Raw genomic sequence first — 25,810 nt, 5'->3', positions numbered from 1 at the left:
TACGATGTGTCCCGACCGGGCCCCTCGGAGGCCCCGATAGTCAGGTAGGTGATCGAGTGTCGTTGCTGACCGGACAGACCGCGATCGTCACAGGCGGTGCGCAGGGACTGGGCTTCGCGATCGCAGAGCGATTCGTGTCCGAAGGGGCGCGGGTGGTGCTCGGCGATCTCGACCTCAACGCCACCGACGCCGCGGCCGGACGTCTCGGCGGGGCCGACGTGGCCACCGCGGTGCGGTGTGACGTCACCCGCGCCGACGACGTGGATGCGCTCGTGGCGGCGGCGGTGGAGCGCTTCGGTGGTCTCGACGTCATGGTGAACAACGCCGGCATCACCCGCGACGCCACCCTGCGGAAGATGACTGAGGAGCAGTTCGACCAGGTGATCGCCGTGCACCTCAAAGGCACCTGGAACGGGCTGAAGTCCGCCGCCGCGGTCATGCGCGAGAACAAGCGCGGCGCGATCGTCAACATGTCGTCGATCTCCGGCAAGGTGGGCCTGATCGGACAGACCAATTACTCCGCGGCCAAAGCCGGCATCGTCGGCATGACCAAGGCCGCCGCGAAGGAACTCGCTCATCTCGGCGTACGGGTCAACGCGATCCAGCCCGGCCTCATCCGCTCGGCGATGACCGAGGCCATGCCGCAACACATCTGGGATCAGAAGCTCGCCGAGGTGCCGATGGGCCGCGCCGGTGAGCCGGACGAGGTGGCCAAGGTGGCGCTGTTCCTCGCCTCGGACCTGTCCTCCTACATGACCGGCATCGTCCTCGAAGTGACCGGCGGACGGCACATCTGATGCGCGACACCGTCATCTGCGAACCCGTTCGCACCCCGATCGGCCGTTACGGTGGCATGTTCAAAGACCTCACCGTGGTTGATCTCGCGGTGGCGGCGCTCACCGGCCTGCTCGACCGGACCGGCATCGATCCGGCCGTCGTCGACGACGTCATCCTGGGACACTGCTACCCCAGCAGCGAGGCGCCGGCCATCGGGCGGGTGGTGGGGCTGGACGCCGGTCTGCCGGTGACGGTGCCGGGTATGCAGGTCGACCGCCGATGCGGTTCGGGTCTGCAATCGGTGATCCAGGCCTGTCTGCAGGTCGGCAGCGGCGCCGATGACGTGGTGGTCGCCGGTGGCGCCGAGAGCATGAGCAACGTGGTCTTCTACTCCACCGACATGCGGTGGGGAGGTGCACGCGGTGGGGTTGCCGTGCACGATGCGCTTGCCCGCGGCAGGACCACCGCGGGTGGCCGGCGGTATCCGGTTCCCGGCGGCATGCTCGAGACGGCCGAGAACCTGCGCCGCGAATACGGCATCACCCGCGCTGAACAGGACGAGCTGGCGGTAACCTCCCACCAGAAGGCGGTCGCCGCCCAGAAGAACGGCGTCTTCGCCGAGGAGATCATTCCGGTGACGATGCACACCCGGCGCGGAGACGACGTCATCGACACCGACGAGCATCCGCGCGCCGACACCTCGACCGAGACCTTGAGCAGGCTGAAACCGATTCTGGGCACACAGGATCCGGAGGCGACGGTGACCGCGGGCAATGCCAGCGGACAGAACGACGCGGCGTCGATGTGTCTGGTCACCACGCCGGAGAAGGCCGTCGAGCTGGGCCTGACCCCGCTCGTCCGGCTGCTGTCGTGGGGTTCGGCCGGGGTGGCCCCGAACATCATGGGTATAGGCCCCGTCCCGGCCACCGAGGCCGCGCTCGCCAGAGCGGGCCTGGATCTGGCCGACATCGACCTCATCGAGCTCAACGAGGCGTTCGCGGCACAGGCGCTCGCCGTGATGCGCGAGTGGAAGTTCACCGACGCCGACATGGAGCGCACCAACGTCCACGGTTCCGGTATCTCTCTGGGGCATCCGGTGGGGGCTACCGGCGGACGGATGCTCGCCACGCTGGCCCGCGAGATGACGCGGCGGCAGGCACGCTACGGCCTGGAGACGATGTGCATCGGCGGCGGGCAGGGGCTGGCCGCGGTCTTCGAGCGGGTGACCCCGTGACCCGCCTCGCGCAGACTCTGGGTCTGACGGAGTTCCAGACCGAAATCGTCTCCACCGTGCGCCGATTCGTGGACAAGGAGGTCATCCCGAACGCGCAGGAACTCGAGCACGCCGACACCTATCCGCAGGCCATCGTCGACGCGATGCGCGATATGGGACTGTTCGGGCTGATGATCCCCGAGGAGTACGGCGGGCTCGGCGAATCGCTGCTCACCTACGCGCTGTGCGTCGAGGAGCTGGCCCGTGGCTGGATGAGCGTCTCCGGGGTGATCAACACCCACTTCATCGTCGCCTACATGATCCGCCAGCACGGCACCGAGGCGCAGAAAGCCGGCTACCTGCCGCGGATGGCCACCGGTGAGACCAGGGGTGCGTTCTCCATGTCGGAACCCGAACTGGGCTCCGACGTCGCGGCGATCCGCACCCGCGCCCGACGGGACGACTCCGGTGGTTACGTCATCGACGGCCAGAAGATGTGGCTCACCAACGGTGGCAGCTCCACGCTGGTCGCCGCACTGGTCCGCACCGACGAGGGCGCCGACAAACCGCACCGCAATCTCACCGCGTTCCTCGTCGAAAAGCCGGCAGGCTTCGGCGAAGTCGTGCCCGGACTGACAATTCCCGGCAAGCTCGACAAGCTGGGTTACAAGGGCATCGACACCACGGAACTCATTTTCGACGGCTATCGCGCGAGCGCCGACGACATCCTCGGCGAACGTCCCGGCCAGGGCTTCTTCCAGATGATGGACGGCGTCGAGGTCGGCCGGGTCAACGTGTCGGCACGGGCGTGCGGTGTGGGGTTGCGCGCGTTCGAACTCGCGGTGCGCTACGCGCAGCAGCGCCAGACGTTCGGCAAACCGATTGCCGAGCATCAGGCGATCGCCTTCCAGCTCGCCGAGATGGCGACGAAAGTCGAAGCGGCACACCTGATGATGGTCAACGCCGCCCGGCTCAAGGACTCCGGGGAGCGCAACGACGTCGCCGCGGGGATGGCGAAGTACCTGGCCAGCGAGTTCTGCGCCGAGGTCACCCAGCAGAGTTTCCGCATCCACGGCGGCTACGGCTACTCCAAGGAGTACGAGATCGAGCGGCTGATGCGGGACGCGCCGTTCCTGCTGATCGGCGAGGGCACCAGCGAGATCCAGAAGAACATCATCAGCAAGCGTCTGCTCGCCGACTACCGGATCTGACATGGCCGCACCCGATTTCGTGACCCGCCCACAACTGTCCGAGGACATCGCGCGGTTCGTCCGGCGGCGGATCTTCGACGGGACCTACCCCGCCGGTGGGTACATCCGGCTCGAACAGTTGGCGTCAGAACTCGGCGTCAGCGTGACCCCCGTGCGCGAGGCCCTGTTCGAGTTGCGCGCGGAAGGGCTTCTCGCACAACAACCGCGTCGCGGATTCGTGGTGCTGCCGGTGACGGGTCGCGACATCGCCGACGTGTCGAACGTGCAGGCCTACGTGGGCGGTGAATTGGCCGCCCGCGCGGCGCACAACATCACCGACGATCGGTTGCGGGAGCTCACCGCCATCCAGGATGCGCTCGAAGACGCCTACCGGCGCGACGACGGTGAGGCGGCGGTGCGGCTCAACCACGAGTTCCACCGGGCGATCAACGTCGCCGCGGATTCACCCAAGCTCGCTCAGATGATGTCGTTGATCACCCGGTACGCACCGGAGTCGGTGTTCCCCACCATCGAGACGTGGCCCGAGGAGTCGGTGCGCCACCACCGGCGGCTGCTCGCGGCACTGGGGGAGCACGACGAGAACCTGGCGCGCGGCACGATGTCCGAGCACCTGGCCGCGGGCGCCGGACCGCTCATCGAGCACCTCAAGGCCCGCGGCGTCGTCGAGTAACTGCGCGAGCAGACACAGAATCGCACTGAAACTCGCTGGGGAGCGCGATTCTATGTCTGCTCGCGAGAAGAGGTGAGCAGATTCCGGAGCGCACGGATGTTGACCTTACCGGTGGCCTTCCGCGGTATCGCGTTGTCGTCGTCCACCAGCAGCCACACGGTGGGTATCTTGAACGCGCTGAGCCGCTTTCGGGCCCCCTCACGCAGCTGATCGACCGGACGCCGCGAGATCACCACCGCACCCACGGCCCCGGACACCTCGGTCACGAACGCACCTGCGACGCCGTCGATGGTTCGCAGCGCCTGCTCGACTTCGCTGGGATACACCGTGGCGCCGCTGACCTTGAACATGTCGTCGGAACGGCCGTGGTAGAACAGGAATCCGTCGTCGTCGAGGTGGCCGAGATCGCCGGTCGGATACCAGCCGTCGGCGGTGAACACCTCCTCGCGGCTGCGTCGGCAGATGCCGCGCATGACATGCGGGCCGCGCAACTGGATCTCTCCGATGACGCCGGCGGCCACTGGGTCAGCGGCTTCGGTGTCGGTGATGCGGACCTGCATACCGTCGAACGGTCGGCCGCAGCTGCCCCACGCAGAGCGCGGCATATCGGTGTCGGCGCGGTAGCCACAGTAGGGTCCGAACGCCTCCGTCATCCCGAACAGCGTGGCCCTGGCGCCAGGGGTACTGCGATCATGGGGTGGCAGCAGTGCCTCCAGACTGCCCGGCTGCAACGCCGAGAGGTCGGCGCCGATCAAATGGCGTTTCCGGGCAAGCGCGTCGGCCTGATCCGGCCACCCACGGAACAGGGTCACCCGTTCCCGTTCGAGCAGGCGAAGCGTGGTGTCGGGCTGGGGGATCTCCTCGGTGACCAGTGTCGCGCCGGCCAACAGCGCCGAGAGCACACCACTGCCGAACCCGCCGACCCAGAAGAACGGCATGGGCAGGTACAACCGGGTATCCGGGGTGATACACCGGGCGTCGAGCCCCGATCGCACCGCCGCCAGCGCGTTGCCATGGGAGTGCATGACGCCCTTGGGCGGCCCACTGCTGCCCGAGGTGAACATGATGACGAAGAGGTCGCTGGGGGTGACCGCGTCGGCGAGCGCGTCGACGAGGCGGGCGGCGCGCGCCGAAACAGGGGCCGCCACGGCCTCTTCGGCGGTCCACACTTTTCGAAGCGCGGGCAGCGTGGCTCGGTGGGGTTCGAGGTCGTCGAGGTAGCGGCGGCCGCGGAACTCCGGCACGCTGATCAGCACCCGCACGGACGCGGTACGCAGCTGCGCGGCCAGCTCGGGTGGGGCGAGCAGCGTGCTGAGCGGGACGAGGACGGCGCCGATGCGGGTGAGCGCCACGGCGATCTGCACCCAGAGCACGCTGTTGGGCATGATCAACCCCACCCGCGTGCCCTTGCCGACGCCGGCCTCGACGAACGCCGCTGCCATTTCCATTGTGGCGGTGTCGACTTCGCGGTAGGTAATTCTGGTGTGCGGGTCGATCACCGCGAAGGACGTCGGGTCGCGGTCGGAGCGCAGCCGCACCAGATGGTCGACGGTGTCGGTGAGGTCAGGCATCGAAGACCTTCTCGAGCGCCGCCATGTCGACCTTGCCGCTGGACCGCAGCGGCACCTCCGACCGGCGCAGCACGGCGAATTTCCTGGGCACCTTGTAGGCCGAGAGTTCGGCGGTGAGCCGCTCTCGCACGGCCACCTCGTCGAACGTTGCGCCGTCGTCGAGGACGACGACCGCCGCCACGATCTGCCCCCGGTCCGTGTCGGGGATCCCCATGACGTAGGCCGTCACGTCGGCCCTGGCGAGGGCGGCTTCCACCTCGGCCGCCGCCACGTTGGCGCCCGCGGTCTTGATCATCGAGTCGCGCCGCCCGATGAAGTAGACGTATCCGTCCGCGTCAATGCGGACCAGGTCGCCGGTGTGGAACCAACCGTCGGCGTCGAAGCACTCCTCGCGGGAGCGCCGGTGGTAGCGCTGCATGAGATACGGTCCGCGCAGGCACATTTCGCCCAACGTCCCCGTCGACACCGGCCCACCGTCGTCCGGGTCGACGATGCGGATGTCGAACCCAGGGGCCGGCCGGCCGAAGGAACCGCGCCGGTGTTCGGGCTGATCGCTCTCGTCGCCGCTGAGGAGTACGACGCTGCCGGCTTCGGTCAGGCCCAGCATGTTGTGTCGCAGCGCTGGGTCGGCAGGTCGGGTGTCCGGCGCCATGATCGGGTACAGGTTTCCGCGGCGCAGGGCGGACAGGTCGCGCGCGGCGAAACTCGGGTCACGGGTGAGGTGGGCGATTCCGGCGGTGAATCCGTTGGTGACGTTGGGCCGTTCGGCCTCGAGCAGGTCGAGGGTGCGCGCGGCGTCGGTCGCGTTCGAGCAGACCAGGGTGGCGCCGGCGGTCAGGGTGGCGAGCAGCCCGAACGCAAAGCCGCCGATCCAGAAGAAGGGGGAGTTGCAGAACAGTTTGTCGGTGGGGGTCAGACCGCGGATGCCGTTGAGGTTGCGCTGGTGGGTGAGCATGGCGGTGTGCGTGTGGATCGCACCCTTGGGGGCGCCGGTGGATCCGGAGGTGTAGACGATCGCCAGTACGTCCGCGCCGTCGACGTCGTCTTCGAACGCGTCGAGCGCTGGCGCGGCTGTCTCGGCACCGTCGACCCCGCTAAGCACCCGGCGCAGTTGCGGTACCGCGGCACTGAAGATCGTCTCCGAGCCGACGTCGCCCAGGATGCCGGACAGCTTCTCCACGTAATCGTGCGACCGGTACGACGCCGCGGTGAGCAGGAGTTCGACGTCGCTGTCGAGGAGCTGGGCGTGGAGTTCGGCCGTGGTCGCCATCGTCGGGAACGGCACCACCACCGCTCCGATGCGCGCCGCGGCCAGCATGGCGACCACGAACCGGGCCCCGTTGGGATACAGCACACCCACATGGCTGCCCTTCCCGATGCCGAGCGCGATGAGGTGCCGCGCGAGGTGAGCCGAGCGACGTTCGGCGTCGCCGTAGGTGAGTCGTTCGTCGTCGCACACCAGCAGGGACTGGGTACCGCGCGCCCGCGCCTGCTGCCGGAGGACCGCGGCGACGGTCGTCGGGTCAGCCGACACGCTCGGCCCGACCGCTGAAGTGGCGCCGGACCGCCTGCAGATCGGCCTTCCTGGACGGGGTGCGGGGGATGGCCTCGACCACGGCGATCTCGGTGGGGATCTCGTATCCCGACAACCGGTCACGCAGGAAGTCGATCAGTTCGCCGGTATCGACGTGCGCGCGCAGTTCGACCATCGCGACAGGGATTTCACCAAGGCGGTCATCGGGCCGGCCGACGACCGCGGCGCCCCGGACGGCGGGATGGCTTTCCAGCGCGGCGCGCACGTCGTCGGGCATGACTTTGAACCCGCCGCGGATGATGGCCTGATCGGCCCGGCCCAGAATCCACAGGAAGCCGTCGGCGTCGATGCGCGCGAGATCGGTGGTGCGGATCCACTGGGCGTCCGGGCCGAGTTGCGCCGGCTTCACTTCGAGCAGACCGGGCTCGTCGGGTCCGAGCGTGTCCCCGCCGTCGGCGACGACCCGCAGCTGCGCCCCGGGATTGGCGCGGCCCACGCTGCCGCGTTTGGCCTCCCAGTAGCGTCGATGGTCCGCCATCGTCCAGCCGGCCACCCCGCCACCGAATTCCGTTGCGGCGTATGAGGTGAGAACGGGGATGCCGAACTTCGCGGTGAAGGCGTCGGCGTCGTCGGCCGACAGCGGAGCGGTACCGCTGGTGACGACCCGCAGGCCGGCGAGGTCCTCGCGCCGCAGGTCCGAGTGCAGCACCATCCTCAGCGCGGCGGGCACCAGTGATGCTGCCCGCGGCCGGTGGGTGCGCACCGCCTCGGCCCACCGGGTCAGCTCGAAGCGTTCCAGCAGCACGAACGGCCGCGCCTCTGCGATGCACAACAGGATGCGGTACACCCCGCCGATGTGGACGAGCGGTGAGTTGACGATCGCCACACCGCTGCGGGGTGCCGTCGGCGCGGCGGCATCGTCGGGGCTCGGGCCGATGACGCTGCGGGCCAGCATGTCGTAGGTGAGGTCGACGCGTTTGGGTGGTCCGGTAGTGCCACTGGTCAACATCCGCACCGCGACACCGGGTCGGCTTCCGGGGCCGGGAATGTCGCCGGTGCGGACGACGCGCGGTGTGGTGTCGACGGTGTCGATCTCCACCCGCGTGCCGTCAGTGCCGGGATCGACGTGCGCGTCGAGGTCCTCGGGCGCGCCGATGAGGACCGGCAGCCCGAGGGCGGTGATGTCGGCCAGGGTGCGGGCGTCGCCGCGCGACGGGTTGATCACCACGACGGTCGCACCGGTGGACAGCACACCCAGTAGCGCCGCGACGTGAGGGGGCCGGTTGCGCAACAGGATTCCGATCTGCGGTGGCCCGCCTGCGTGATGTTCGCCGACCACGTCACCGATGGTGGAGGCGAGGGTGTGCAGCTGCGCCCAGGTGTGCCAGCGGCCCTCGTACTCCAGCGCGCGGGTGTCGGGTTGCAGCGCGAGCACGTCGGTGATGCGCCGCGACAGCGCGTGCATCAGCGGATCCTCGGCGGGGCTTTCGGGGCGGGTGCGCCGGCGGCGAGTTCGGCCTGCCCGAGGGGGTTGCCCAGCCGGGTGTAGATCAGGCCCTGTTCCAGGGCCGCCCGGTACGGCCGGTCCAGCGACTCCCAGATCGCCCTCACGGTGCCCTGGGTGGCTGACGGCGGCTTGGCGGCGATCGTCGCCGCGATCTCGTGGGCGCGCTCCCACAGTTGGCTGCGCGTCACCACCTCGGTGACCAGGCCGATGCGCAGCGCCGTCGTGGCGCTGACGCGTTCGTCGTTGCCCAGCAACGCGATTCGCAGTGTCTCACCGAGGCCGACGCGCCGCATCAACCCGATCGGTTCGAGTGCGCACACCAGACCCGCGCTCACGTGTGAGTCGAAGAACGTCGCATCGTCGGAGCAGAGGACCACATCGGCCTCGTTGACGAAGTAGAAGGCGCCGGCGGTGCACATCCCCTGGACGGCGCACACCACCGGTTTCCACATCTTCTGCCACTTCGGGCTGAGCAGTTCGCCGGGATCTTCGTGGTTCCACACGTTGTCGGGCTGGCCGTAGGACGATGTGATGTCCAGGCCGGCCGAGAACGCGCGGTCACCGGATGCGCGCAGCACCACCGCATGCACCGACTCGTGCTGTTTGACCAGGCGCCAGGCCTGCTGAATTTCCTCGCACATCGTGCGGTTGAACGCGTTGAGCCGGTCCGGGCGGTTGAGGGTGATGGTGGCGACGTGGTCGGTGTCGTCGACGTCGAGGAGGATGGTCTCGAAGATCATCGGCGGTCCTATCGACACTGCCAGTCGGGTGCGCGCTTCTCGACGAACGCCCGGGGACCCTCCAGTGCGTCCTCGGTGCGGACCACGCGTTCGCGGAAGGTCTCGGCCAGGATCTCCGCCTCGTGCAGCGGCAGGTCGAGGGTCTTCTGGATCGCCAACCGGGTGCCCCTGACAGCGAGTGGGGCGTTGGAGTTGACGATGTCGGCGATCTCGTGGGCGCGTTCGAGCAGACGGTCGTGTTCGACGACTTCGGTGATCATCCCGAGTTCGTAGGCGCGTTGGGGGCTCATCCGTTCGTGTTTGCCCGTCAGGGCCATCCGCAGCGCCACGGTCCGGGGGAGGACGCGGGCCAGGCGGACCATTTCGCGGGCCGCGACCAGTCCGATGCTCACGTGTGGGTCGAAGAACTGGGCCTGGTCGGATGCGATGACGATGTCGCCGGTGGTGACCCAGTCCAACCCAGCGCCACAACACAATCCGTTGATCGCGGCGAGCACCGGTTTGGCCATGCGGCGAAACGGGGGAGTACCCTCCTGCGGCGCCTCCCACTGGTCGTAGGTCGACAGGTACGGCCGTTCGTAGAGCACCTTGCCGTCACCGGGAATCTCTTTGACGTCCGCGCCGGTGCAGAAGGCGCGGCCGGTGCCGGTGACGATGAGCAGCCAGACGTCGTCATCGTTCTCGGCCGCGTCGTAGGCTTCCCTCAGTTCGGTGATCATGTGTGGGGACAGCGCGTTGAGTGCCTCGGGCCGGTTGAGCGTGATCGTGGCCTTGTGAGCGTCGACCTCGTAGGTGATGGTGTCGAACGACGTGGCTGGCATGGTCTTCCTTCACCGGCCCCGGAAATCGGGAGCGCGGCGCTCCTGGAACGCCGCCAGGCCTTCCTTGAAATCCGAGGTACGGCAGGACAGTTCGAGATTGAACAGCTCTTGGGTCATCGTCGCTCCCAGCGTGGTGTGCTGCCCGTGGTGAATGGCCTGTTTCGCCAGGCCGAGCGCCACCGTCGGGCCGTCGGCCAACCGGGTCAGCAGCTCTGTCACCGTCGCGTCGAGTGCGTCGCGTGGCACCGCGCGGTGGATCAGGCCCCAGTCGGCCGCGTCGGCGGCGGTCACCTTCTCCCCGAGGAGCAGCATTCGCTTGGCGCGCGCCACGCCGATCAGCCTGGGCAGCAACCAGGACGCCCCGGAATCGGGACTGAAACCGCGTGCGATGAACGGTTCCCAGAACACCGCGTTGTCGGCGGCCACGGCGAAGTCCGCGACCAGCGCGAGATTGCAGCCGAGCCCGACAGCCCAGCCGCGGACACTGCAGACCACCGGCAGGTGGATGCCGTGAACGAGTTCGATGACGCGGTGGGAGGTGTGTGGGATGCGGCGCACCAGGTCCGCCGTCCGCGGCCGCTTCCCGCCGGTGCTCTTCCCCGGGTCGCTTCGCTCCTGCCCGCCGGTGCTCGTGGCCACCCAGTCCGCGCCTGCGCAGAAATCGTCGCCCTCGCCCGTGATGTGCAGCGCGCGCAGCGTGTCGTCGGTGGCGGCGGCGGTCAACACCTCGACGAGTGCGTCGGTCATGCTGTGGCTCAACGAGTTCCGCCGCTCAGGCCGGTCGAGGGTGAGGTGTAGCACCGCTCCGTCGCGAACAGCGCGCACCGAGCCGTCGTCACTCACGTCGGTTCGACCCTCTCGCCGGGCTACAGTTGACCATACAGTAGGCAATTCAATTGATATCCTGTACAAGTTAGCAAGGAATGCCGGTCGACGGAACGGATCGGACCGACGAGAGGCGGCGGATGGACCAGCCCGCAGTCCGGTTCGGTGAACAACCGCTGAGCCAGACGGTCACTACGGCCGCGGCGCTGCGGCGCATCACCGGTCTGCTGCTCTCACTCGAGCAGCCCCATCCCACCGTCGACGCGATGACTACCCGACTCGCCGAGTGGGAACGCGAGTTGAGTGCCGCCGCACCGGCCGATCCCGCGCCGCGGGTGGGCAACGATCTCGGTGACGACCACCGCGTGTACCTCGATCACGCCTTCGATTGCGGGTCGTTCAACCCGTGCTTCCCCGCTTACCTCGTCGACCACATCGATGCCGACACCGCGGCGGGCCGGGTGAATTTCCCGTTGCCGTACGAAGGTCCCCCGGGGCTGGTCCACGGCGGCTTCCTCGCCGTGTTCTTCGACTGCGTGATCCAGCACCACAATTGTGCGACAGGGCTTTCCGGTAAGACGCGGTCCCTGAACATCACCTACCGCAGGCCAACGCCACTGCTGACCGAGCTGCGGTTCGACGTCTCCAAGACGACGGCCGACCGCGGTGTCACGTCCACCGGACGGCTACTTCTCGACGACGACGTGCTGTGTATCGGAGAGGCGACCACCGTGGCGCTGCCTCCCGAGCGGCTTGCCGGTGCACGGTTCGGCGCGCGGCGGCCGCAGAACCGCCCTGCCACCAGAAAGGAGTCCGAGCCATGACGGCCACTTCGGACGACCGGGTGCTCTTCGAGGCCGACCGCGACAAGCGGATCGCGACGATCACGCTCAACAACCCCGCGCAGCGCAACTCCTACGACGCCGCGATGCGCGATGCGCTGGCGCGCCACCTCGACGACGTCGCCGAGGACGACGATCTGACGGTCGTGGTGTTGCGCGGCGCGGACGGGGTGTTCAGCACCGGCGCCGATATGAACAACGCCTACGGCTGGTACGGCGGACGCGAGGGTGAGGAAGCGCCCGCCAAGAGCAGGCCCAGCCAGCGCAGGCGGCTGACCGTGGACCGCAAGTCCTTCGGCTTCTACCACAATCTGATGGGCTTCCCGAAGGTGACCGTCGGCGAGATCAGCGGATACGCGCTCGGTGGCGGCTTCGAGATGGCACTGATGACCGACATCTCCGTCATCGGACGCGACACCAAGATCGGCATGCCGGCGACCCGTTTCCTCGGTCCCGCACTCGGCAGCCTGCACATGTTCTTCCACCGGCTCGGCCCCGTGCTGGCCCGTCGGCTGCTGTTGACCGGCGACATCATCGCCGCGGAGGCCGTCGAGCACCTGGGCGTGTTCACCGAGACCTGCGAGGCCTCCGCGGTACCCGCCCGGGCCCGCTACTGGGCGGAGAAGGCGGGGAAGATGCCCGCCGACGGGGTGGTGATCGCCAAGGAGGCTTTCCGTCTGGTCGAGCAGAGCCAGGCCTATCAGGGGGAGGAGGTGGCCAGTTACCTCTTCCACGCGTACGGCACGAACCTGCAGTTCGCCCCCGGTGAGTTCAACTTCGTCAAGACCCGCGCCCAGTACGGCACCAAGGCGGCGTTCCGGCTGCGTGACGAGCATTTCCACGTACCCGAACCGGAGTCCGAGTGACCCCTCGCGGTGGTCCTGGCCCCTTACAACTGATACCGTTTCTGTAAACGCCGCCAGTTTGCCTCCGCCGCCGCGGCGGCCTGACACACCGAGGTCGAGAACATGTCCACACCCGTCATCGTCGGCGCCGTCCGGACAGCGATCGGGCGGTCCTTCAAGGGCACCCTGGTCAACACTCCGCCGGAGACGCTGATCACCACCGTGCTGCCCGAGGCCATCCGCCGCTCCGGTGTCGACCCGAGCGCGATCGACGACATCATCTTCGCCGAATCACATTACGGCGGCGGTGATCTCGCTCGTTACGCCGCGGACGCCACGGGTCTGCAGCATGTTCCCGGCCAGTCGGTCAACCGGCACTGCGCCGGCAGCCTCACCGCGATCGGCAATGCGGCGGCGCAGATCGGCTCCGGTATGGAGCGGGTCCTGGTCGCCGGGGGCGTGCAGTCACTGTCGATGACACCACTGGTGAGCTGGCGCATTCCCGGCCCCGAACTGAAGTTCGAGGAGCGCTGGATGCCGCCCACCCACGTGGAGACACCGGACGCACCAACCCGTGACATGTCGATCACCGTCGGATGGAATACGGCACAGGCCGCAGGCATCACCCGCGAGGAGATGGACGCGTGGGCGGCGCGGTCGCACCAGCGCGCCATCGCCGCGATGGACGCGGGCAAGTTCGTCGACGAGATCATCCCGCTGAAGGTCGAGCAGCCCGACGGCACCGTCGTCGACTTCAGCGTCGACGAGCATCCGCGCCGGGACACCACGGCCGAGAAGCTGGCGGGGTTGAAGGTGCTGCATCCCGAGATCGAGGGCTTCTCGATCACCGCGGGCAACAGCAGCGGCACCAACGATGCCGCCGCGGCCACCGTGCTCGTCGAGCGCGGTTACGCCGAGGCCGAGGGCCTGTCGGTGCTGGCGAAGGTGCGCGCCTGGGCGTCGGCCGGCGTCGCGCCACGCGACACCGGTCTCGGTGCGGTCAAGGTCATCGGCAAGGTGCTCGACCGGGCCGGGCTCACCCCGGGCGACGTCGCGCTGTGGGAGATCAACGAGGCGTTCGCGTCGGTGCCGATCGCCGCCTGCCGCGAGTACGACCTCGACGAAGAGAAGGTGAACTTCTCCGGAAGTGGTTGCAGCCTCGGCCATCCCATTGCGGCCTCCGGTGCCCGCATGATCACCACTCTGGTCTATGAACTGCAGCGGCGCGGCGGTGGCATCGGGGTCGCCGCGATGTGCGCCGGCGGTGGGCAGGGCGGCGCCGTCGTCATCGAGGTCTAGCCCGAGGACTTGCGGCGCGCGGCCGTCTTCTTCGCCGGCTTCCGTTCGTCGATGAGCCGGGCGGCGTGGTCGAGGATGCAGTTCAGCCCGTACTCGAAGTTGATCTTGTTGGGTACGCCGATGTGGTGCCCCTTGGCGCTGAGTTGAGCCATGAGCGGCATGGATTCGGCATCGATCGTGGACGCCTCCTCGACGCTGAAGTCCGGACCTTCCATCGAGCGGGTCTTCTCGTACAGGCGCGCGAGCACCACCGACCCCCGGACGTGCACCGACACCGCCGAGTAGGTGTCGAACGCGTCCTCCGGAGACAGGCCCGCTTCCACCAGCCCCGCCACCGCGGTTTCCATCTGTTCGAGGCCCAGCCGCAGCGCCCTGGCCGACAGGGCGCCGCGGATCAGCACGAGGTCGCAGAGAATCGGGCTCGTCATGAATGTCTTGCGCATGTTGTGCGCGTGGTTGTACAGCGATTCGCGCCAGTTCGCGGCGTCGACGTACGGCGCCTCGAACACGATCTGTCGCAACGCCCGGTCGGTCATCGCGTTGAGAAGGTCGTCCTTCTTGCGGAAGTACCAGTAGATGCTCGTCACGCCGACGCCGAGATGCTTGCCGAGCAGCGGCATGCTGAGGTTGTCGATCGACACCTCCTCGGCGAGTTCGAAGGCGCCCTTGATGATGTCCTCGGGATTGATGGACCCACGCTCGCGGCGTTGCCGCTTCTGCGCGGTCGCTTGTTTGGCCACAGCGGGCACCTCCATCGACGTTCGACGTTGAGTGTGGGGATTTACGGGGAGTGTGAGAATTTACCGGCCGTGACAGTGTGATCTGCGGCTCCACGCCTCGGGCCGCGCGACTGCCGGTGCCGTCGACCATACCGGTCGGCCCACGCTCGAGCGTTCGCAGAAGCACATCGGTACACTCCGACCCTCAACAGTAAGGCATATAGTACGCTTTTCTGGCTGGAGTCGGGCTGCGAAAGGCGAACGGGTGTCAGACGAGGTTCTGTTGGAGCGCCAGGGGCGCACACTGATCATCACCATCAACCGGCCGGAGGCACGCAACGCGGTCAACTTCGCGGTCAGCCAGGGTCTTGCGGATGCGGTCGACGAACTCGACAGCGACACAAGTCTTTCCGTGGCAGTGCTGACCGGAGCGGGTGGCAACTTCTGTGCGGGGATGGACCTCAAGGCGTTCGCGGCGGGGGAGCGGGTGGACATCCCCGGCCGCGGGATCGGCTTCACCGAGCGGCCGCCCCGCAAGCCGTTGATCTCGGCCGTCGAGGGGTATGCGCTCGCCGGGGGCACCGAAGTGGTGCTGGCCACCGACCTGGTGGTCGCATCGAGTGCGGCGAAGTTCGGTATCCCCGAGGTCAAGCGCGGACTGGTCGCCGCGGGTGGCGGGCTGCTGCGGTTGCCGCGGCGCATCCCCTACCAGAAGGCGCTGGAACTGGCCTTGACCGGTGAGAGTTTCACCGCCGAACAGGGCGCGACGTGGGGATTCGTGAACAAGGTGACCGAACCGGGGGAGGCGCTGGCCGGCGCCGTCGAACTCGCCGAACGCATCACCGCCAACGGCCCGCTCGCCGTGGCGGTGACCAAGGAGATCCTCGTCCGCTCCGCCGAGTGGAGCGAGTCCGAGATGTGGTCCAGGCAAATGGAACTCATCATCCCGGTGTTCTCGTCGAACGACGCGAAGGAAGGTGCCATCGCCTTCGCGGAGAAGCGGGCGCCGAATTGGACCGGTACCTGAACCGATGGACCTCGGACTGGCCGGCGCCACCGCGGTGGTGGTCGGCGGGGGCCGTGGGATGGGCTTGGCCACCGCCCGATGCCTCGCCGAGGACGGTGCCAAGGTGGCGGTGGTGGGACGGGCGGCGGAGGTGCTCTCCCACGCCGCGGCCGAACTGACCGGCTGCGGAAGTCCTGACGCGGTCGGAATCGTCGGTGACATCCGCGAACCCGATCAGGTGGACCGGGTGTTCGCCGAGGTGGCCGAGCGGTGGGGCGGTGCGCTCAACATCCTGGTCAACACCGTGGGACCCGACGTCCGCGGCGACTTCGAATCCCTCACCGACGACCAGTGGCGAACAGCGGTCGAAGACGGAGCGCTGGGCATGGTGCGCTGCGTGCGGTCGGCACTTCCGTTGTTGCGCAGAGCGTCCTGGGCCCGCATCGTCAACTTCTCCGCCCAGTCGACGCAGCGGCAGAGTGCCACATTGCCGGCCTATACGGCGGCGAAGGCGATGGTGACCAGTGTGTCGAAGAACCTGTCGTTGTCCCTGGCGAAGGACGAGATCCTGGTCAACGTCGTATCGCCGGGAAGTATCGCCTCCGAGGCCCTCACCGGGTGGGCGGAGTCGATCGGTGTGGACGGCGGTGACCCGTACCGGCTGATGGACGCCATCACCGAGCACTTCGGGCATCCCGCGCACCTGCCGCGGGCCGGTCTGCCGTCGGAGATCGGTCCTGTCGCGGCGTTCCTCGCCTCTCGGCGCAACTCGTACATGACCGGCGCGAACGTCAACGTCGACGGCGGCAGCGACTTCACCTGAAGGACAGGCCCTTTCGCGTGGTTTGGCATAGCCGTCACCGTACTTGCGGAACCCGCTACCGATAGGTATACAGTATGAGTAATCACAGGCGGGATTTCGTGCTTTCGAGGAGCTGATGCGGGTGGCCTCCGACGATGCTGGGCCAGATCCCGATCTGGAGGCCGTCCTCTACGAGGTCACCCCGGCGGGTGTCGCCGTCGTCACGCTGAACCGCCCGGAACGCCTCAACGCCTGGGGCGCTGACATCTCGGCCGGGTTCTACTCCGCGATCGACCGCGCGGAGGCCGATCCCGCGGTGCGGGCCATCGTGCTCACCGGCAGCGGGCGCGCGTTCTGTGCGGGCGCCCATCTGGGCTCCATGGCCACCATCAGTGATTCCCTTGGCGGCTCCGGCAACGGAAACGCTCCCGACGTCAGCACGATCGTCGGGGAGCGCCACCCCCATTTCCTCACCGCGCTGCGCAAGCCGATCATCGCGGCGATCAACGGCGCCTGTGTCGGGATCGGCCTGACGCACGCACTGATGTGCGACGTCCGCTTCGCCGCCGACGGCGCCAAGTTCGCGACGTCTTTCGCCCGTCGCGGCCTGATCGCCGAATACGGCATCTCCTGGATTCTGCCGCGGCTCATCGGTTTCGGCGCCGCCATGGACCTGCTGCTCAGCGGTCGCACGTTCTACGCCGACGAGGCGGCGCGTCTCGGCCTGGTCAAGGACGTCGTCGCACCCGAACTCCTCATGACCCGCGCGATGGAGTACGCCGAGGACCTCGCCGCGAACTGCTCGCCGGCCTCGCTGGCGATCATCAAGGAACAGACCTACGGCGACGCAGAGCGCGACGTCGTCGACGCCAGCGCCAGGGCCGAGAAGCTGATGGGCGAATCCCTGCTGCGCCCCGACGTCATCGAGGGGATCGTGAGCTTCCTCGAGAAGCGGGCACCGAGTTTTCCGACATTGCAGGAGGGACCCTGATGACGCTCGACTACAAGGCGATCGACGTCGACAACCACTACTACGAACCGGTCGACGCGTTCACCCGTCACCTGCCGAAGGAGTTCAGACGCCGCGGTGTGCAGATGGTGCAGGACGGTAAGCGCACGCTGACCCTGATGGGCGGTGTCATCAACCAGTTCATCCCCAATCCCACCTTCGATCCGATCATCGAACCGGGGTGCCTGGATCTGCTGTTCCGCGGCGAGATCCCCGACGGCGTGGACCCCGCGTCGTTGATGAAGGTCGACCGGTTGGCGGATCACCCCGAATACCAGAACCGCGAGGCGCGGGCGGAGGTCCTCGACCGGCAGAACCTCGAGACGGTGTTCATGCTCCCGACGTTCGCGTGCGGTGTGGAGGAGGCGCTCAAACACGACATCGAGGCGACGATGGCCTCGGTGCACGCGTTCAACCTGTGGCTCGACGAGGACTGGGGATTCGACCGACCCGACCATCGGTTCCTGTCGGCGCCGATCATCTCGCTGGCCGACCCGGCGAAGGCGATCGAGGAGGTCGAATTCGTCCTGGACCGCGGCGCCAAGATCGTCTGCGTGCGGCCGGCGCCGGTCCCCGGGCTGGTCAAGCCGCGGTCGCTGGGCGATCCGGTGCACGACCCGGTGTGGGCGCGGCTGGCCGAAGCCGGCGTGCCGGTGGTCTTCCACCTGTCCGACAGTGGCTACCTCGCGATCGCGGCGCTGTGGGGCGGCAAGGCGACGTTCGAGGGGTTCGGCAAGAAGGACCCGCTCGACCAGGTGCTGCTCGACGACCGGGCGATCCACGATGCGATGGCCTCGATGATCGTCCACCAGGTGTTCACCCGGCACCCGAAACTCAAGGTGGCCAGCATCGAGAACGGCTCGTACTTCGTCTACCGGCTGATCAAGCGGTTGAAGAAGTCCGCCAATACAGCGCCCTACCACTACACAGAGGATCCGGTCGAGCAGCTGAAGAACAACGTGTGGATCGCGCCGTACTACGAGGACGATGTGAAGCTGCTCGCCGCCACGATCGGTGTGGACCGCATCCTGTTCGGCTCGGACTGGCCGCACGGTGAAGGGCTGGCCGATCCGATGACGTTCACCGCCGACATTCCGCAGTTCCCGGAGTTCAGCGCCGAGGACACCCGGAAAGTGATGCGGGACAACGCGTTGGATCTGATTGGCGTGAACGTCGCGGCACGCTGATGGGCGAGTGGACGATAGGCGCGGTACTCGACGCCATCGCCGACGTCATCCCCGACCGGACGATGACGGTGTGCGGGGAGCGAAGCAGCACCTTCGCCGACACCGCGGACCGCAGCCGCCGGTTGGCCAACTTCCTCGCCGGCCGCGGCTTCGGTGCCCACAGGGAGCGCCACACCCTGGCGAACTGGGATTGCGGTCAGGACCGGGTCGCGCTGATCATGCACAACGATCGCTATCCGGACATGGTGATCGGCTGCCTGAAGGCCCGAACCGTCCCGGTCAACGTGAACTTCCACTACACCCCGCGCGAAGTGCACGAGCTCCTCGAATACGTGAAACCGTCAGCCGTCATCTATCACCGGGCACTGGGGGCGAAGTTCGCCGACGTGTTGCCGGCGGGCGCTGTGTGGGTGTCCGTCGACGACGGCAGCGCCGTCCCCGATCTGCCGGCCGCGGTCACCTTGGCGGAGGCGTTGTCCGAAGGGGATGTGGCACAGTCGGTCTTATCGTCGCCCGACGATCTGGTGATGATGTGCACCGGTGGCACCACCGGCCGCCCCAAGGGTGTGCTGTGGCGGCAGTGTGACACCTACACCGTGTCGATGAACGGTGCGGACCACGCCGACGCGGGCGAGATCCACGACAAGGTCCGCCACGCCGGGCCACCCTGGTTCGCCGTTTCTCCGCTGATGCACGCCGCTGGGATGTGGACCGCATTCGCCGGGGTGCTCAGCGGGCAGACGGTCGTGCTCTACGACAACCGGATTCCATTCGATCCGAAGACCGTGTGGGAGACCGCCGAGCGGGAGAAGGTCGGCCTGATGACCATGGTCGGCGATGCCTACGCCGGGCCGCTCGTCGAAGAGCTGCAACGGAACTCCTACGACCTCTCGTCGCTGTTCGCCGTCGCCACCGGGGGTGCCGCGACCAATCCTCGCCATCAGCAGGCGCTGCTGGAGATGCTCCCGGGGATCACCCTGGTCAACGGGTACGGGTCGTCGGAGACCGGCAACGTCGGGTTCGGGCGCAGCCAGCGTGGCGACACGAAGGACACCTTCGAGTTGCGGGACGGCGCACTCGTGCTCGCAGAGGACTACAGCCGATTCCTGCAACCGGGGGAGCAGGAGGTCGGCTGGGTCGCGCGCACCGGGCGGATCCCGTTGGGCTACTTCGACGATCCCGAGGCGACGCGCAGGACATTTCCCGACGTGGACGGCACGCGTGTGGTCATCTCCGGGGATCGCGGCGCACTGGCCGACGACGGGACGCTGCGGCTGTTCGGCCGCGATTCACTGGTGGTCAACACCGGTGGGGAGAAGGTGTTCGTGGAGGAGGTCGAAGAGGTGGTCCGGGCGTATCCCGGTATTGCCGACGCGCTGGCGGTGGGCCGCCCGAGTGAGCGGTGGGGTGAGGAGGTCGTCGCGCTGATCGCCCTGGCCGACACCGCAACCGACGTGGCGCACGAGGCGCTGCACTCCCACTGCGTGGCCCGCCTGGCCGGGTTCAAGGTCCCCAAGGAGTTCATCGTGGTCGGACAGGTGCGGCGGCTCGGCAACGGCAAGGCCGACTACCGCTGGGCGAAGAGCGCGGCGCTGCGTGAGGTGACCTGGGCGTGAAAGCTATCGACTGCCTGGTCAACGTCCACTTCGGCGAGACCGAACAGCAGCCGTCGTGGATGCTGAAAGTACGCGACGACTACTTCAGGGGACCGCAGTCCATGTTCGCGCCGGTCGAGCTTTCCGCACTGCTCGAGGAGATGGACGAACAGGGCGTGACCAAGGCCGTCCTGATGGACAACCTCGTCAAACCGTCCACCACCGCACGGAAATTCGTCGACGCCCGACCCGACCGGTTCGCATTGGCGATGGGCGGCGTCAACCTGCTCCGCCCGATTCCCGCCCTGCGGGAACTGGCGGCCGTCGCGCGGGATCTGCCGGTCGCCTACGCCGTGGTGGGGCCGAGCTTCTGGGGCGACGGGCAGTACCCGCCGAGTGATGCGGTCTACTACCCGCTCTACACCAAATGCGCCGAACTCGGCCTGCCGCTGTGCGTCAACACCGGCATCCCCGGCCCGCCCATCCCCGGTGAGGTGCAGAACCCGATGCACCTCGACCGGGTCTGTGTGCGCTTCCCGGAACTCAAACTGTGCATGATCCACGGCGCCGACCCTTGGTGGGATGTCGCGATCCGGTTGCTTCTCAAGTACCACAACCTGCGGCTGATGACGTCGGCCTGGTCGCCGAAGCGGTTGCCGGACAGCCTTTTGCACTACATGCGCACCCGCGGGTCGAACAAGGTGATCTTCGCCTCGGACTGGCCGGTGTTGCCGATGCGCCGGGTGGTGCCCGAAGCGCTCGCCCTCGATCTGCCGGCCGACGTCCTCGAGAACTACCTCCACAACAACGCCCAGGAGTTCTTCTTCTCCGAACAGGAGCTGTGATGGACCGCTACGAACTGCGCAGGATCGACTACACCCTCACCGAGGATCACGTTGACCTGCAGACGGCCTACCGGCAGTTCTTCAAAACGCACTGCCCGATCGAAACGGTCCGCGCCGCAGAGGCTTCCGGTTTCGACAAGAGCCTGTGGGAACGTCTGTGCGGGATGGGTGCGACCACCATGGCGCTGCCCGAGTCAGCTGGCGGCGACGGGGCGACGCTGGTAGACCTGACGCTGGTGGCCGAGGAGGTCGGCCGCAGCCTCGCCCCGGTGCCCTGGATCGAACACGTGGTGGCGGCACGCCTGCTGGCAGCGCTCGGGCAGGTGGACTCCGGAATCGTCGCCGGTGACGAAGTCGCCGCACTGGATCTTCGACTCGACCCGGCGCCGGGCGCACGGCTGATCGCCGGCGGGTCGATCGCCGATCACATCATCGTGCGGGACGGGGATGAGGTGGTGCGCCTGGGTTTCGGTACCCGCCCCGCACGCGTGGACAACATCGGCAAGCTTCCGATGGCGTGGGTCGATCCGGCCGCGGCCGACAACCGCACGGTGCTGGGCGGCGGCGCAGAAGCCGTGGCCGCCTATGACCGAGCCCTGACGGAGTGGCGGCTGCTCACCGCGGCAGCCCTGGTCGGCCTGGTCGAGGAGACGATGACCATCGCCGCCGAATTCGCCAAGACCCGCTATACGCTGGGCGTCCCGATCTCGACCCTGCAGGGCATTTCGCACCCGCTGGCCAACATCGCGATCGTGGTGCAGGGCGGCCGCAACCTCGCCAGGCGGGCCGCGTGGTTCGTGGACAACGAACCCGACGAGCGGCCGGAACTGGCGCCGTCTGCGTTCGTGTTCATGGCCGAGGAGGCCGCGAAAGCCGCCACCATGGCCGTGCACGTGCAGGGTGGCCTCGGGGTGTCCGCGGAATCCGCCGCCACCGCCTACCTGGTGCGGGCGCGTGGCTGGCCGCTGGCCGGCGGTGACCCAGGCCTCGCTGCACAGCAGGTCGCGGCCATCGTCGCCGACCGTGAGAGCCGCGCAGGACGGAGCAGCTAGATGGATTTCTCCCGGCTCGAACTGTCCGACGACGATCGGCAGTTCCGCGACGACGTCCAGGCGCTCCTGCGCGGGCTCGTGACCGACGAGGTCACGCGGCGCGATCGAGAGACCGGCGACAACTTCGACGAGGGCGTCCATCTGGCCCTCGGCGCGGCCGGCTACCTCGAACGCGAGTGGAGATCCGAGGCCCACGGGGGCTTCAGCCGGGTGCGTCGACGAATCTGGGAGCAGGAGAAGCGCCGTTTCCACGTGCCCTGGGTGACCTGGGGTACCACGTCGATGGTGGCGCGCTCGGTGGACAAATTCGCCACGCCCGACGTGCGCGACGAGGTGCTGCCGCGTGTCTTCAGCGGGCACGTCCGGCTCTGTCTGGGTTACACCGAACCCGAGGGCGGGTCCGACATCGCCACCTGCAAGACCCGGGCGGTGCGCGACGGCGGTCAGTGGATCATCAATGGCTCCAAGATGTTCACCACCGGCGCGCACAACTGCCAGTACGTATTCCTCATCACCAACACCGATCCCGCGGCGCCCAAACACCAGAGCCTGACGATGTTCCTGGTTCCGCTGGACACGCCGGGAATCGAGATCCAAGGCATCCGCACCGTCGACGGCGACCGCACCAACATCGTCTACTACAGCGACGTGCGGGTCGCGGACCGCTACCGCCTCGGTGAGGTCAACGGCGGTTGGACGGTGCTGCGCGAACCGCTCAACGCCGAACATGGCGCGGTCGCGGCCGCGGCGGACGGTCTGGCCGACGTGTCGATCATGATGCATCAGGCCGGGTTCATGGCCGAGGCCCTGGATCGCGTGGCCGCCCGCGTGTGCGACGCCGATCCCGGTGGACGCCGATTGCTCGACGATCAGTCGGTGGCATATCGGTTGGGGCGCAGCGCCGCCCGCATGGAGGCCGCGCTGAGCACCCCGAGCATCTTCGGCCGCGTGGCCATCGCGCAGACCATGCGCGACATCTCCCCGGATCTGATGGACGTCCTCGGTGTCGCGTCGTCACTGCCGCCGGGGGCCGACGGCGCCGCCGATGACGGTGGCGCCGAATACGTTTACCGCTTCGCGCCGTTGGTGGGGATCTACGGCGGCACCCTTGAGGTGTTCCGGAACATGATCGCCCAGTACGCGCTCGGGCTGGGGAAGCCGAACTACTCGCCGCCGGTGAAGAAGGCGTCCTGACGCTCGCCGAGACTACGGTTGTTGACGGAATTCGCCCGAAATCCGTCAACAACCGTAGTCTCGCGGCCGCTTTACGCAGCTAAGTCGACACCACCGTCGCCGCCGCCGTACCCGGCGCGCCGTAGAGCTGAGCGAAACCGACCTTCGGTTCACCGGGCACCTGCCGGTCGCCCGCCTCACCGCGGAGTTGGCGCACGAGCTCGTGGATCTGACGCAGCCCCGACGCGCCGATCGGTTCACCGTTGGCGATCAATCCGCCGTCGGTGTTGACCGGCAACCGGCCACCGATCTCGGTGGCCCCGTCGGCGAGGAGGTTCTCCTGCTCACCGTCGGCGCAGAACCCGCATTCGGCCATGTGGATGATCTCCGCTCCCGCGTCGGTGTCCTGCAGCTGGGCGACGCCGACGTCATCGGGCGCGATACCGGCTTTCTCGAACGCCGCCGTGGCGGCGTACACGGTGGGCGAGGCATCCTCCTCGACGGGGGCGAACGTGGTGTTCACCTCGTAGGCGCCGTAGCGACGGGTCCGGACCTCCACCGCGCGCAGGTACACCGGCTTCGCGGTATAGCGGTGTGCGAGGTCGGCGCGGCACATCACCACCGCGGCAGCGCCCTCGTCAGGTGCGCAGAACATGTACTGCGTGAGCGGGTAATTCAGCATCGTCGAGCGGAGGATCTTCTCCTCGGACATCGGCGTGCGCCGGAACGCGTTCGGGTTCAGCGCACCGTTGCGGAAGTTCTTCGCCGCCACCTTCGCCAGCGTCTGATGCTTGATCCCGTGCTCGTGCAGATACCGGTTGGCTTTCATGCCGAAGAACTGCGTGGTCAGGTACTGGCCGTTCTCCGCATACCAGGACGGCATCCCCACCAGCGCCGGATCTTCGGTGAACGCGCCGCGCGGGTGCTTGTCGAGCCCGATGGCGATCCCGATGTCGTAGTCGCCCAACCGGATTCCGTCGGCGCACGCTTTGAGTGCGCTCGCCGCGGTGGCGCACGCGTTGAAGACGTTGGTGAACGGAATGCCGGACAGGCCGACCATGCTGACGATCGCGTCCGGGTTGGCGACCGTCCAGCTTCCACCGGTGGCGAACTGGACGTCCGACCATGCGATGCCGGCGTCGGCCACGGCGGCGACGATGGCGTCGACACCCATCTCCATGGCTGTCTTACCCTCGAATCGCCCGAACGGATGCAGACCCACGCCGATGATGGCGACATCGTTCATAGCGATGATGGTATACCAACTGTAATACTTACGGTAAGCAGTCAGGCGATGGCGCCGGAGTCTTTCAGGGCCTCGATCCGGTCCCAGTCCAGACCCAGTTCCATCAGGACGACCTCGGTGTGTTCGGAGGCCTGCGGGGCGCGGGTGGTCACCAGCGGTTCGTGGTTGAACTGGACCGGACCGCGCACGACCTTGAAGGGCTCACCGCCGTCGCCGGCCTCGACCTCAACGATCATGTCGTTGGCTTTCGCCTGCTCGTCATGGCCGAGATCGACCAGGCTCTGGAACGGCGCCCACTGACCCTTCATCGTCTTGAGGTGCGCACGCCAGTAGTCGAACGGCTTGCTGCGAATCGCCTGGGCAATCAATTGGGCTGCGGCCGCGGCATTCTCGATGAGTGGCATGACGTCGGAGAAGCGCGGGTCGTCAGCGAGCTCGCCGAGGCCGAGATGTTCGAACGCGTCGCGGATGTATCCGGTGGGGCTGACGATGCACAGGTTGATCGTGCCGCCGTCGGAGGTCAGGTAGTTGCCCAGGAATGGGTTGACCGTCGGGCCGACCGAGTCGGGCATCAGTGAGCGCATCGTCTCACCGGTCTCCATGCCCTGGGTCACGCTCGCACCGGCCGCCCACCAGGCGGTGCTGAGCAGGGAGACGTCGAGTTCGACGGCTTCACCGGTGCGTTCCCGGTGGAACAGGGCCGCGGAGATCCCGCCGGCGATGTTCATCCCGCCGATCGAATCGCCGAAGGCCGGAATGCCCTGGGAGAGCGCACCGCCGAGTTCCTCGGGCGTGAGCGCATGGCCCACCCCGCTGCGGGTCCAGAATGCGGTGCCGTCGAACCCTCCGGCGTCACGCTCGGAACCCTTGTCGCCGTACGCGCTCCCGCGGGCATAGACGATGTTGGGGTTGACCGCGCGGATGTGTTCGACGTCGAATTTGTTCTTCTGCCGCTGCGCGGGCAGGTAGTTGGTCAGGAAGACGTCGGCGGTCTTGGCGATCTCGTAGAGCACCACCTGGCCGTCCGGTGTCGAGACGTCGATGCCGACGCTGCGCTTACCGCGGTTCGGGTGCTCGATCAGCGGGTGCCGGTTCGGATCCAGTTGGAAGCCACCCATGTTGATGAAGCCGCGCTGGGTGTCGCCGCGCACCGGATGCTCCACCTTGATGACGTCGGCGCCCCAGTCGGCGAGGATGGCACCCGCCGCGGGGACGAAGGTGAATTGCGCGACCTCGAGGACGCGGACACCCTCCATCACCTTGATCACGGTGCACTCCTGACTCGGTCGACGGCGCGGACAGACGGCGTTGGGTTGAGATA

24 protein-coding genes are annotated in these 25,810 nt (G+C 67.7%); 15 read left to right on the top strand and 9 right to left on the bottom strand.

The genetic code is table 11. The features are described from left to right. Nucleotides 1-56: 56 nt before the first annotated feature. The 4 genes from fabG to I7X18_RS19375 are packed head-to-tail and all read left to right on the top strand — an operon-like array spanning nt 57 to nt 3,871. Nucleotides 57-797, top strand: coding sequence for a 3-oxoacyl-ACP reductase FabG (gene fabG, locus I7X18_RS19390; protein ID WP_193043647.1), 741 nt, complete (start codon nt 57-59; stop codon nt 795-797). After that, complete coding sequence (locus I7X18_RS19385) at nt 797-2,011, top strand: acetyl-CoA C-acetyltransferase (RefSeq protein ID WP_193043646.1); 1,215 nt, start codon at nt 797-799, stop codon at nt 2,009-2,011. The genes fabG and I7X18_RS19385 overlap by 1 nt, the downstream gene beginning before the upstream one ends. Continuing rightward, nucleotides 2,008-3,201 (top strand): acyl-CoA dehydrogenase family protein, encoded by a 1,194-nt coding sequence (locus I7X18_RS19380; RefSeq protein WP_193043645.1) that lies wholly within the window; start codon nt 2,008-2,010, stop codon nt 3,199-3,201. Before I7X18_RS19385 ends, I7X18_RS19380 begins: the two co-directional genes overlap by 4 nt. 1 nt (nt 3,202) lies before the next feature. Continuing rightward, complete coding sequence (locus tag I7X18_RS19375; RefSeq protein WP_193043644.1) at nt 3,203-3,871, top strand: GntR family transcriptional regulator; 669 nt, start codon at nt 3,203-3,205, stop codon at nt 3,869-3,871. 50 nt (nt 3,872-3,921) lie between these two features. Here I7X18_RS19375 and I7X18_RS19370 read toward each other — a convergent pair whose 3' ends face one another. Genes I7X18_RS19370 through I7X18_RS19345 form a run of 6 tightly spaced genes read right to left on the bottom strand, consistent with a single transcriptional unit; the run spans nt 3,922 to nt 10,887 of the window. Further along, complete coding sequence (locus I7X18_RS19370; protein ID WP_193043643.1) at nt 3,922-5,442, bottom strand: class I adenylate-forming enzyme family protein; 1,521 nt, start codon at nt 5,440-5,442, stop codon at nt 3,922-3,924. Beyond that, a complete protein-coding gene (locus tag I7X18_RS19365) occupies nt 5,435-6,976 on the bottom strand; it encodes a class I adenylate-forming enzyme family protein (RefSeq protein WP_193043642.1) in 1,542 nt (513 codons plus the stop codon). The genes I7X18_RS19370 and I7X18_RS19365 overlap by 8 nt, the downstream gene beginning before the upstream one ends. Continuing rightward, a complete protein-coding gene (locus I7X18_RS19360; RefSeq protein ID WP_193043641.1) occupies nt 6,966-8,441 on the bottom strand; it encodes an AMP-binding protein in 1,476 nt (491 codons plus the stop codon). Before I7X18_RS19360 ends, I7X18_RS19365 begins: the two co-directional genes overlap by 11 nt. Beyond that, complete coding sequence (locus I7X18_RS19355; RefSeq protein ID WP_193043640.1) at nt 8,441-9,223, bottom strand: enoyl-CoA hydratase/isomerase family protein; 783 nt, start codon at nt 9,221-9,223, stop codon at nt 8,441-8,443. The genes I7X18_RS19360 and I7X18_RS19355 overlap by 1 nt, the downstream gene beginning before the upstream one ends. A gap of 8 nt (nt 9,224-9,231) precedes the next feature. After that, nucleotides 9,232-10,044, bottom strand: coding sequence for an enoyl-CoA hydratase/isomerase family protein (locus I7X18_RS19350; RefSeq protein WP_193043639.1), 813 nt, complete (start codon nt 10,042-10,044; stop codon nt 9,232-9,234). 9 nt (nt 10,045-10,053) lie between these two features. Beyond that, a complete protein-coding gene (locus I7X18_RS19345; protein WP_193043638.1) occupies nt 10,054-10,887 on the bottom strand; it encodes an enoyl-CoA hydratase/isomerase family protein in 834 nt (277 codons plus the stop codon). Between the two features lie 122 nt (nt 10,888-11,009). Between I7X18_RS19345 and I7X18_RS19340 the strand changes: the two genes are divergently transcribed. The 3 genes from I7X18_RS19340 (at nt 11,010) to I7X18_RS19330 (ending at nt 13,855) form a co-directional block, all read left to right on the top strand. After that, a complete protein-coding gene (locus I7X18_RS19340; RefSeq protein ID WP_193043637.1) occupies nt 11,010-11,693 on the top strand; it encodes a PaaI family thioesterase in 684 nt (227 codons plus the stop codon). Next, on the top strand, nt 11,690-12,577 hold the full coding sequence (locus I7X18_RS19335) for an enoyl-CoA hydratase/isomerase family protein (protein WP_193043636.1): 888 nt from the start codon (nt 11,690-11,692) through the stop codon (nt 12,575-12,577). Before I7X18_RS19340 ends, I7X18_RS19335 begins: the two co-directional genes overlap by 4 nt. 102 nt (nt 12,578-12,679) lie before the next feature. After that, the gene (locus I7X18_RS19330) at nt 12,680-13,855 is read left to right on the top strand and encodes a thiolase family protein (RefSeq protein ID WP_193043635.1); all 1,176 of its coding nucleotides are present in this window, start codon (nt 12,680-12,682) and stop codon (nt 13,853-13,855) included. Here I7X18_RS19330 and I7X18_RS19325 read toward each other — a convergent pair. Then, nucleotides 13,852-14,610, bottom strand: a complete 759-nt coding sequence (locus I7X18_RS19325) for a TetR/AcrR family transcriptional regulator (RefSeq protein ID WP_193043634.1) — start codon at nt 14,608-14,610, stop codon at nt 13,852-13,854. The genes I7X18_RS19330 and I7X18_RS19325 overlap by 4 nt on opposite strands. Nucleotides 14,611-14,839: 229 nt before the next feature. Between I7X18_RS19325 and I7X18_RS19320 the strand changes: the two genes are divergently transcribed. From I7X18_RS19320 to I7X18_RS19285, 8 genes are all read left to right on the top strand, one after another. Next, on the top strand, nt 14,840-15,601 hold the full coding sequence (locus tag I7X18_RS19320) for a crotonase/enoyl-CoA hydratase family protein (protein ID WP_193043633.1): 762 nt from the start codon (nt 14,840-14,842) through the stop codon (nt 15,599-15,601). A gap of 4 nt (nt 15,602-15,605) precedes the next feature. Continuing rightward, nucleotides 15,606-16,403, top strand: coding sequence for an SDR family NAD(P)-dependent oxidoreductase (locus tag I7X18_RS19315; RefSeq protein WP_193043632.1), 798 nt, complete (start codon nt 15,606-15,608; stop codon nt 16,401-16,403). Between the two features lie 115 nt (nt 16,404-16,518). Beyond that, a complete protein-coding gene (locus I7X18_RS19310; protein WP_193043631.1) occupies nt 16,519-17,373 on the top strand; it encodes an enoyl-CoA hydratase in 855 nt (284 codons plus the stop codon). After that, nucleotides 17,373-18,578: an amidohydrolase family protein gene (locus I7X18_RS19305; protein ID WP_193043630.1), complete on the top strand. Its 1,206-nt coding sequence runs from the start codon at nt 17,373-17,375 to the stop codon at nt 18,576-18,578. Before I7X18_RS19310 ends, I7X18_RS19305 begins: the two co-directional genes overlap by 1 nt. Next, nucleotides 18,578-20,194: an acyl-CoA synthetase gene (locus tag I7X18_RS19300; protein ID WP_193043629.1), complete on the top strand. Its 1,617-nt coding sequence runs from the start codon at nt 18,578-18,580 to the stop codon at nt 20,192-20,194. Before I7X18_RS19305 ends, I7X18_RS19300 begins: the two co-directional genes overlap by 1 nt. Beyond that, nucleotides 20,191-21,018 (top strand): amidohydrolase family protein, encoded by an 828-nt coding sequence (locus tag I7X18_RS19295; protein WP_193043628.1) that lies wholly within the window; start codon nt 20,191-20,193, stop codon nt 21,016-21,018. The genes I7X18_RS19300 and I7X18_RS19295 overlap by 4 nt, the downstream gene beginning before the upstream one ends. Further along, the gene (locus tag I7X18_RS19290; RefSeq protein WP_193043627.1) at nt 21,018-22,070 is read left to right on the top strand and encodes an acyl-CoA dehydrogenase family protein; all 1,053 of its coding nucleotides are present in this window, start codon (nt 21,018-21,020) and stop codon (nt 22,068-22,070) included. Before I7X18_RS19295 ends, I7X18_RS19290 begins: the two co-directional genes overlap by 1 nt. After that, on the top strand, nt 22,071-23,264 hold the full coding sequence (locus I7X18_RS19285; protein WP_193043626.1) for an acyl-CoA dehydrogenase family protein: 1,194 nt from the start codon (nt 22,071-22,073) through the stop codon (nt 23,262-23,264). Nucleotides 23,265-23,343: 79 nt separating this feature from the next. On the opposite strand, the gene I7X18_RS19280 is transcribed toward I7X18_RS19285, so the two are convergent. After that, nucleotides 23,344-24,489: a thiolase family protein gene (locus I7X18_RS19280; protein ID WP_193043625.1), complete on the bottom strand. Its 1,146-nt coding sequence runs from the start codon at nt 24,487-24,489 to the stop codon at nt 23,344-23,346. 41 nt (nt 24,490-24,530) lie between these two features. Further along, nucleotides 24,531-25,745 (bottom strand): CaiB/BaiF CoA transferase family protein, encoded by a 1,215-nt coding sequence (locus tag I7X18_RS19275; protein ID WP_193044007.1) that lies wholly within the window; start codon nt 25,743-25,745, stop codon nt 24,531-24,533. Nucleotides 25,746-25,810: the final 65 nt, after the last annotated feature.

The sequence above is a fragment of the Mycolicibacterium baixiangningiae genome (assembly GCF_016313185.1).
Lineage (GTDB): Bacteria > Actinomycetota > Actinomycetes > Mycobacteriales > Mycobacteriaceae > Mycobacterium > Mycobacterium baixiangningiae.
Note: the sequence above shows the minus strand (reverse complement) of the source record. Positions and strands in the feature narration are given on the sequence as shown.

Excerpts from the sequence above, each read along its gene's own strand:
- I7X18_RS19385 (WP_193043646.1), top strand. The coding sequence starts at position 797 with ATGCGCGACACCGTCATCTGCGAACCCGTTCGCACCCCGATCGGCCGT.
- I7X18_RS19375 (WP_193043644.1), top strand. The coding sequence starts at position 3,203 with ATGGCCGCACCCGATTTCGTGACCCGCCCACAACTGTCCGAGGACATC.
- I7X18_RS19370 (WP_193043643.1), bottom strand. The coding sequence starts at position 5,442 with ATGCCTGACCTCACCGACACCGTCGACCATCTGGTGCGGCTGCGCTCC.
- I7X18_RS19360 (WP_193043641.1), bottom strand. The coding sequence starts at position 8,441 with ATGCACGCGCTGTCGCGGCGCATCACCGACGTGCTCGCGCTGCAACCC.
- I7X18_RS19355 (WP_193043640.1), bottom strand. The coding sequence starts at position 9,223 with ATGATCTTCGAGACCATCCTCCTCGACGTCGACGACACCGACCACGTC.
- I7X18_RS19350 (WP_193043639.1), bottom strand. The coding sequence starts at position 10,044 with ATGCCAGCCACGTCGTTCGACACCATCACCTACGAGGTCGACGCTCAC.
- I7X18_RS19340 (WP_193043637.1), top strand. The coding sequence starts at position 11,010 with ATGGACCAGCCCGCAGTCCGGTTCGGTGAACAACCGCTGAGCCAGACG.
- I7X18_RS19335 (WP_193043636.1), top strand. The coding sequence starts at position 11,690 with ATGACGGCCACTTCGGACGACCGGGTGCTCTTCGAGGCCGACCGCGAC.
- I7X18_RS19330 (WP_193043635.1), top strand. The coding sequence starts at position 12,680 with ATGTCCACACCCGTCATCGTCGGCGCCGTCCGGACAGCGATCGGGCGG.
- I7X18_RS19325 (WP_193043634.1), bottom strand. The coding sequence starts at position 14,610 with ATGGAGGTGCCCGCTGTGGCCAAACAAGCGACCGCGCAGAAGCGGCAA.
- I7X18_RS19315 (WP_193043632.1), top strand. The coding sequence starts at position 15,606 with ATGGACCTCGGACTGGCCGGCGCCACCGCGGTGGTGGTCGGCGGGGGC.
- I7X18_RS19310 (WP_193043631.1), top strand. The coding sequence starts at position 16,519 with ATGCGGGTGGCCTCCGACGATGCTGGGCCAGATCCCGATCTGGAGGCC.
- I7X18_RS19305 (WP_193043630.1), top strand. The coding sequence starts at position 17,373 with ATGACGCTCGACTACAAGGCGATCGACGTCGACAACCACTACTACGAA.
- I7X18_RS19300 (WP_193043629.1), top strand. The coding sequence starts at position 18,578 with ATGGGCGAGTGGACGATAGGCGCGGTACTCGACGCCATCGCCGACGTC.
- I7X18_RS19290 (WP_193043627.1), top strand. The coding sequence starts at position 21,018 with ATGGACCGCTACGAACTGCGCAGGATCGACTACACCCTCACCGAGGAT.
- I7X18_RS19285 (WP_193043626.1), top strand. The coding sequence starts at position 22,071 with ATGGATTTCTCCCGGCTCGAACTGTCCGACGACGATCGGCAGTTCCGC.
- I7X18_RS19280 (WP_193043625.1), bottom strand. The coding sequence starts at position 24,489 with ATGAACGATGTCGCCATCATCGGCGTGGGTCTGCATCCGTTCGGGCGA.
- I7X18_RS19275 (WP_193044007.1), bottom strand. The coding sequence starts at position 25,745 with ATGGAGGGTGTCCGCGTCCTCGAGGTCGCGCAATTCACCTTCGTCCCC.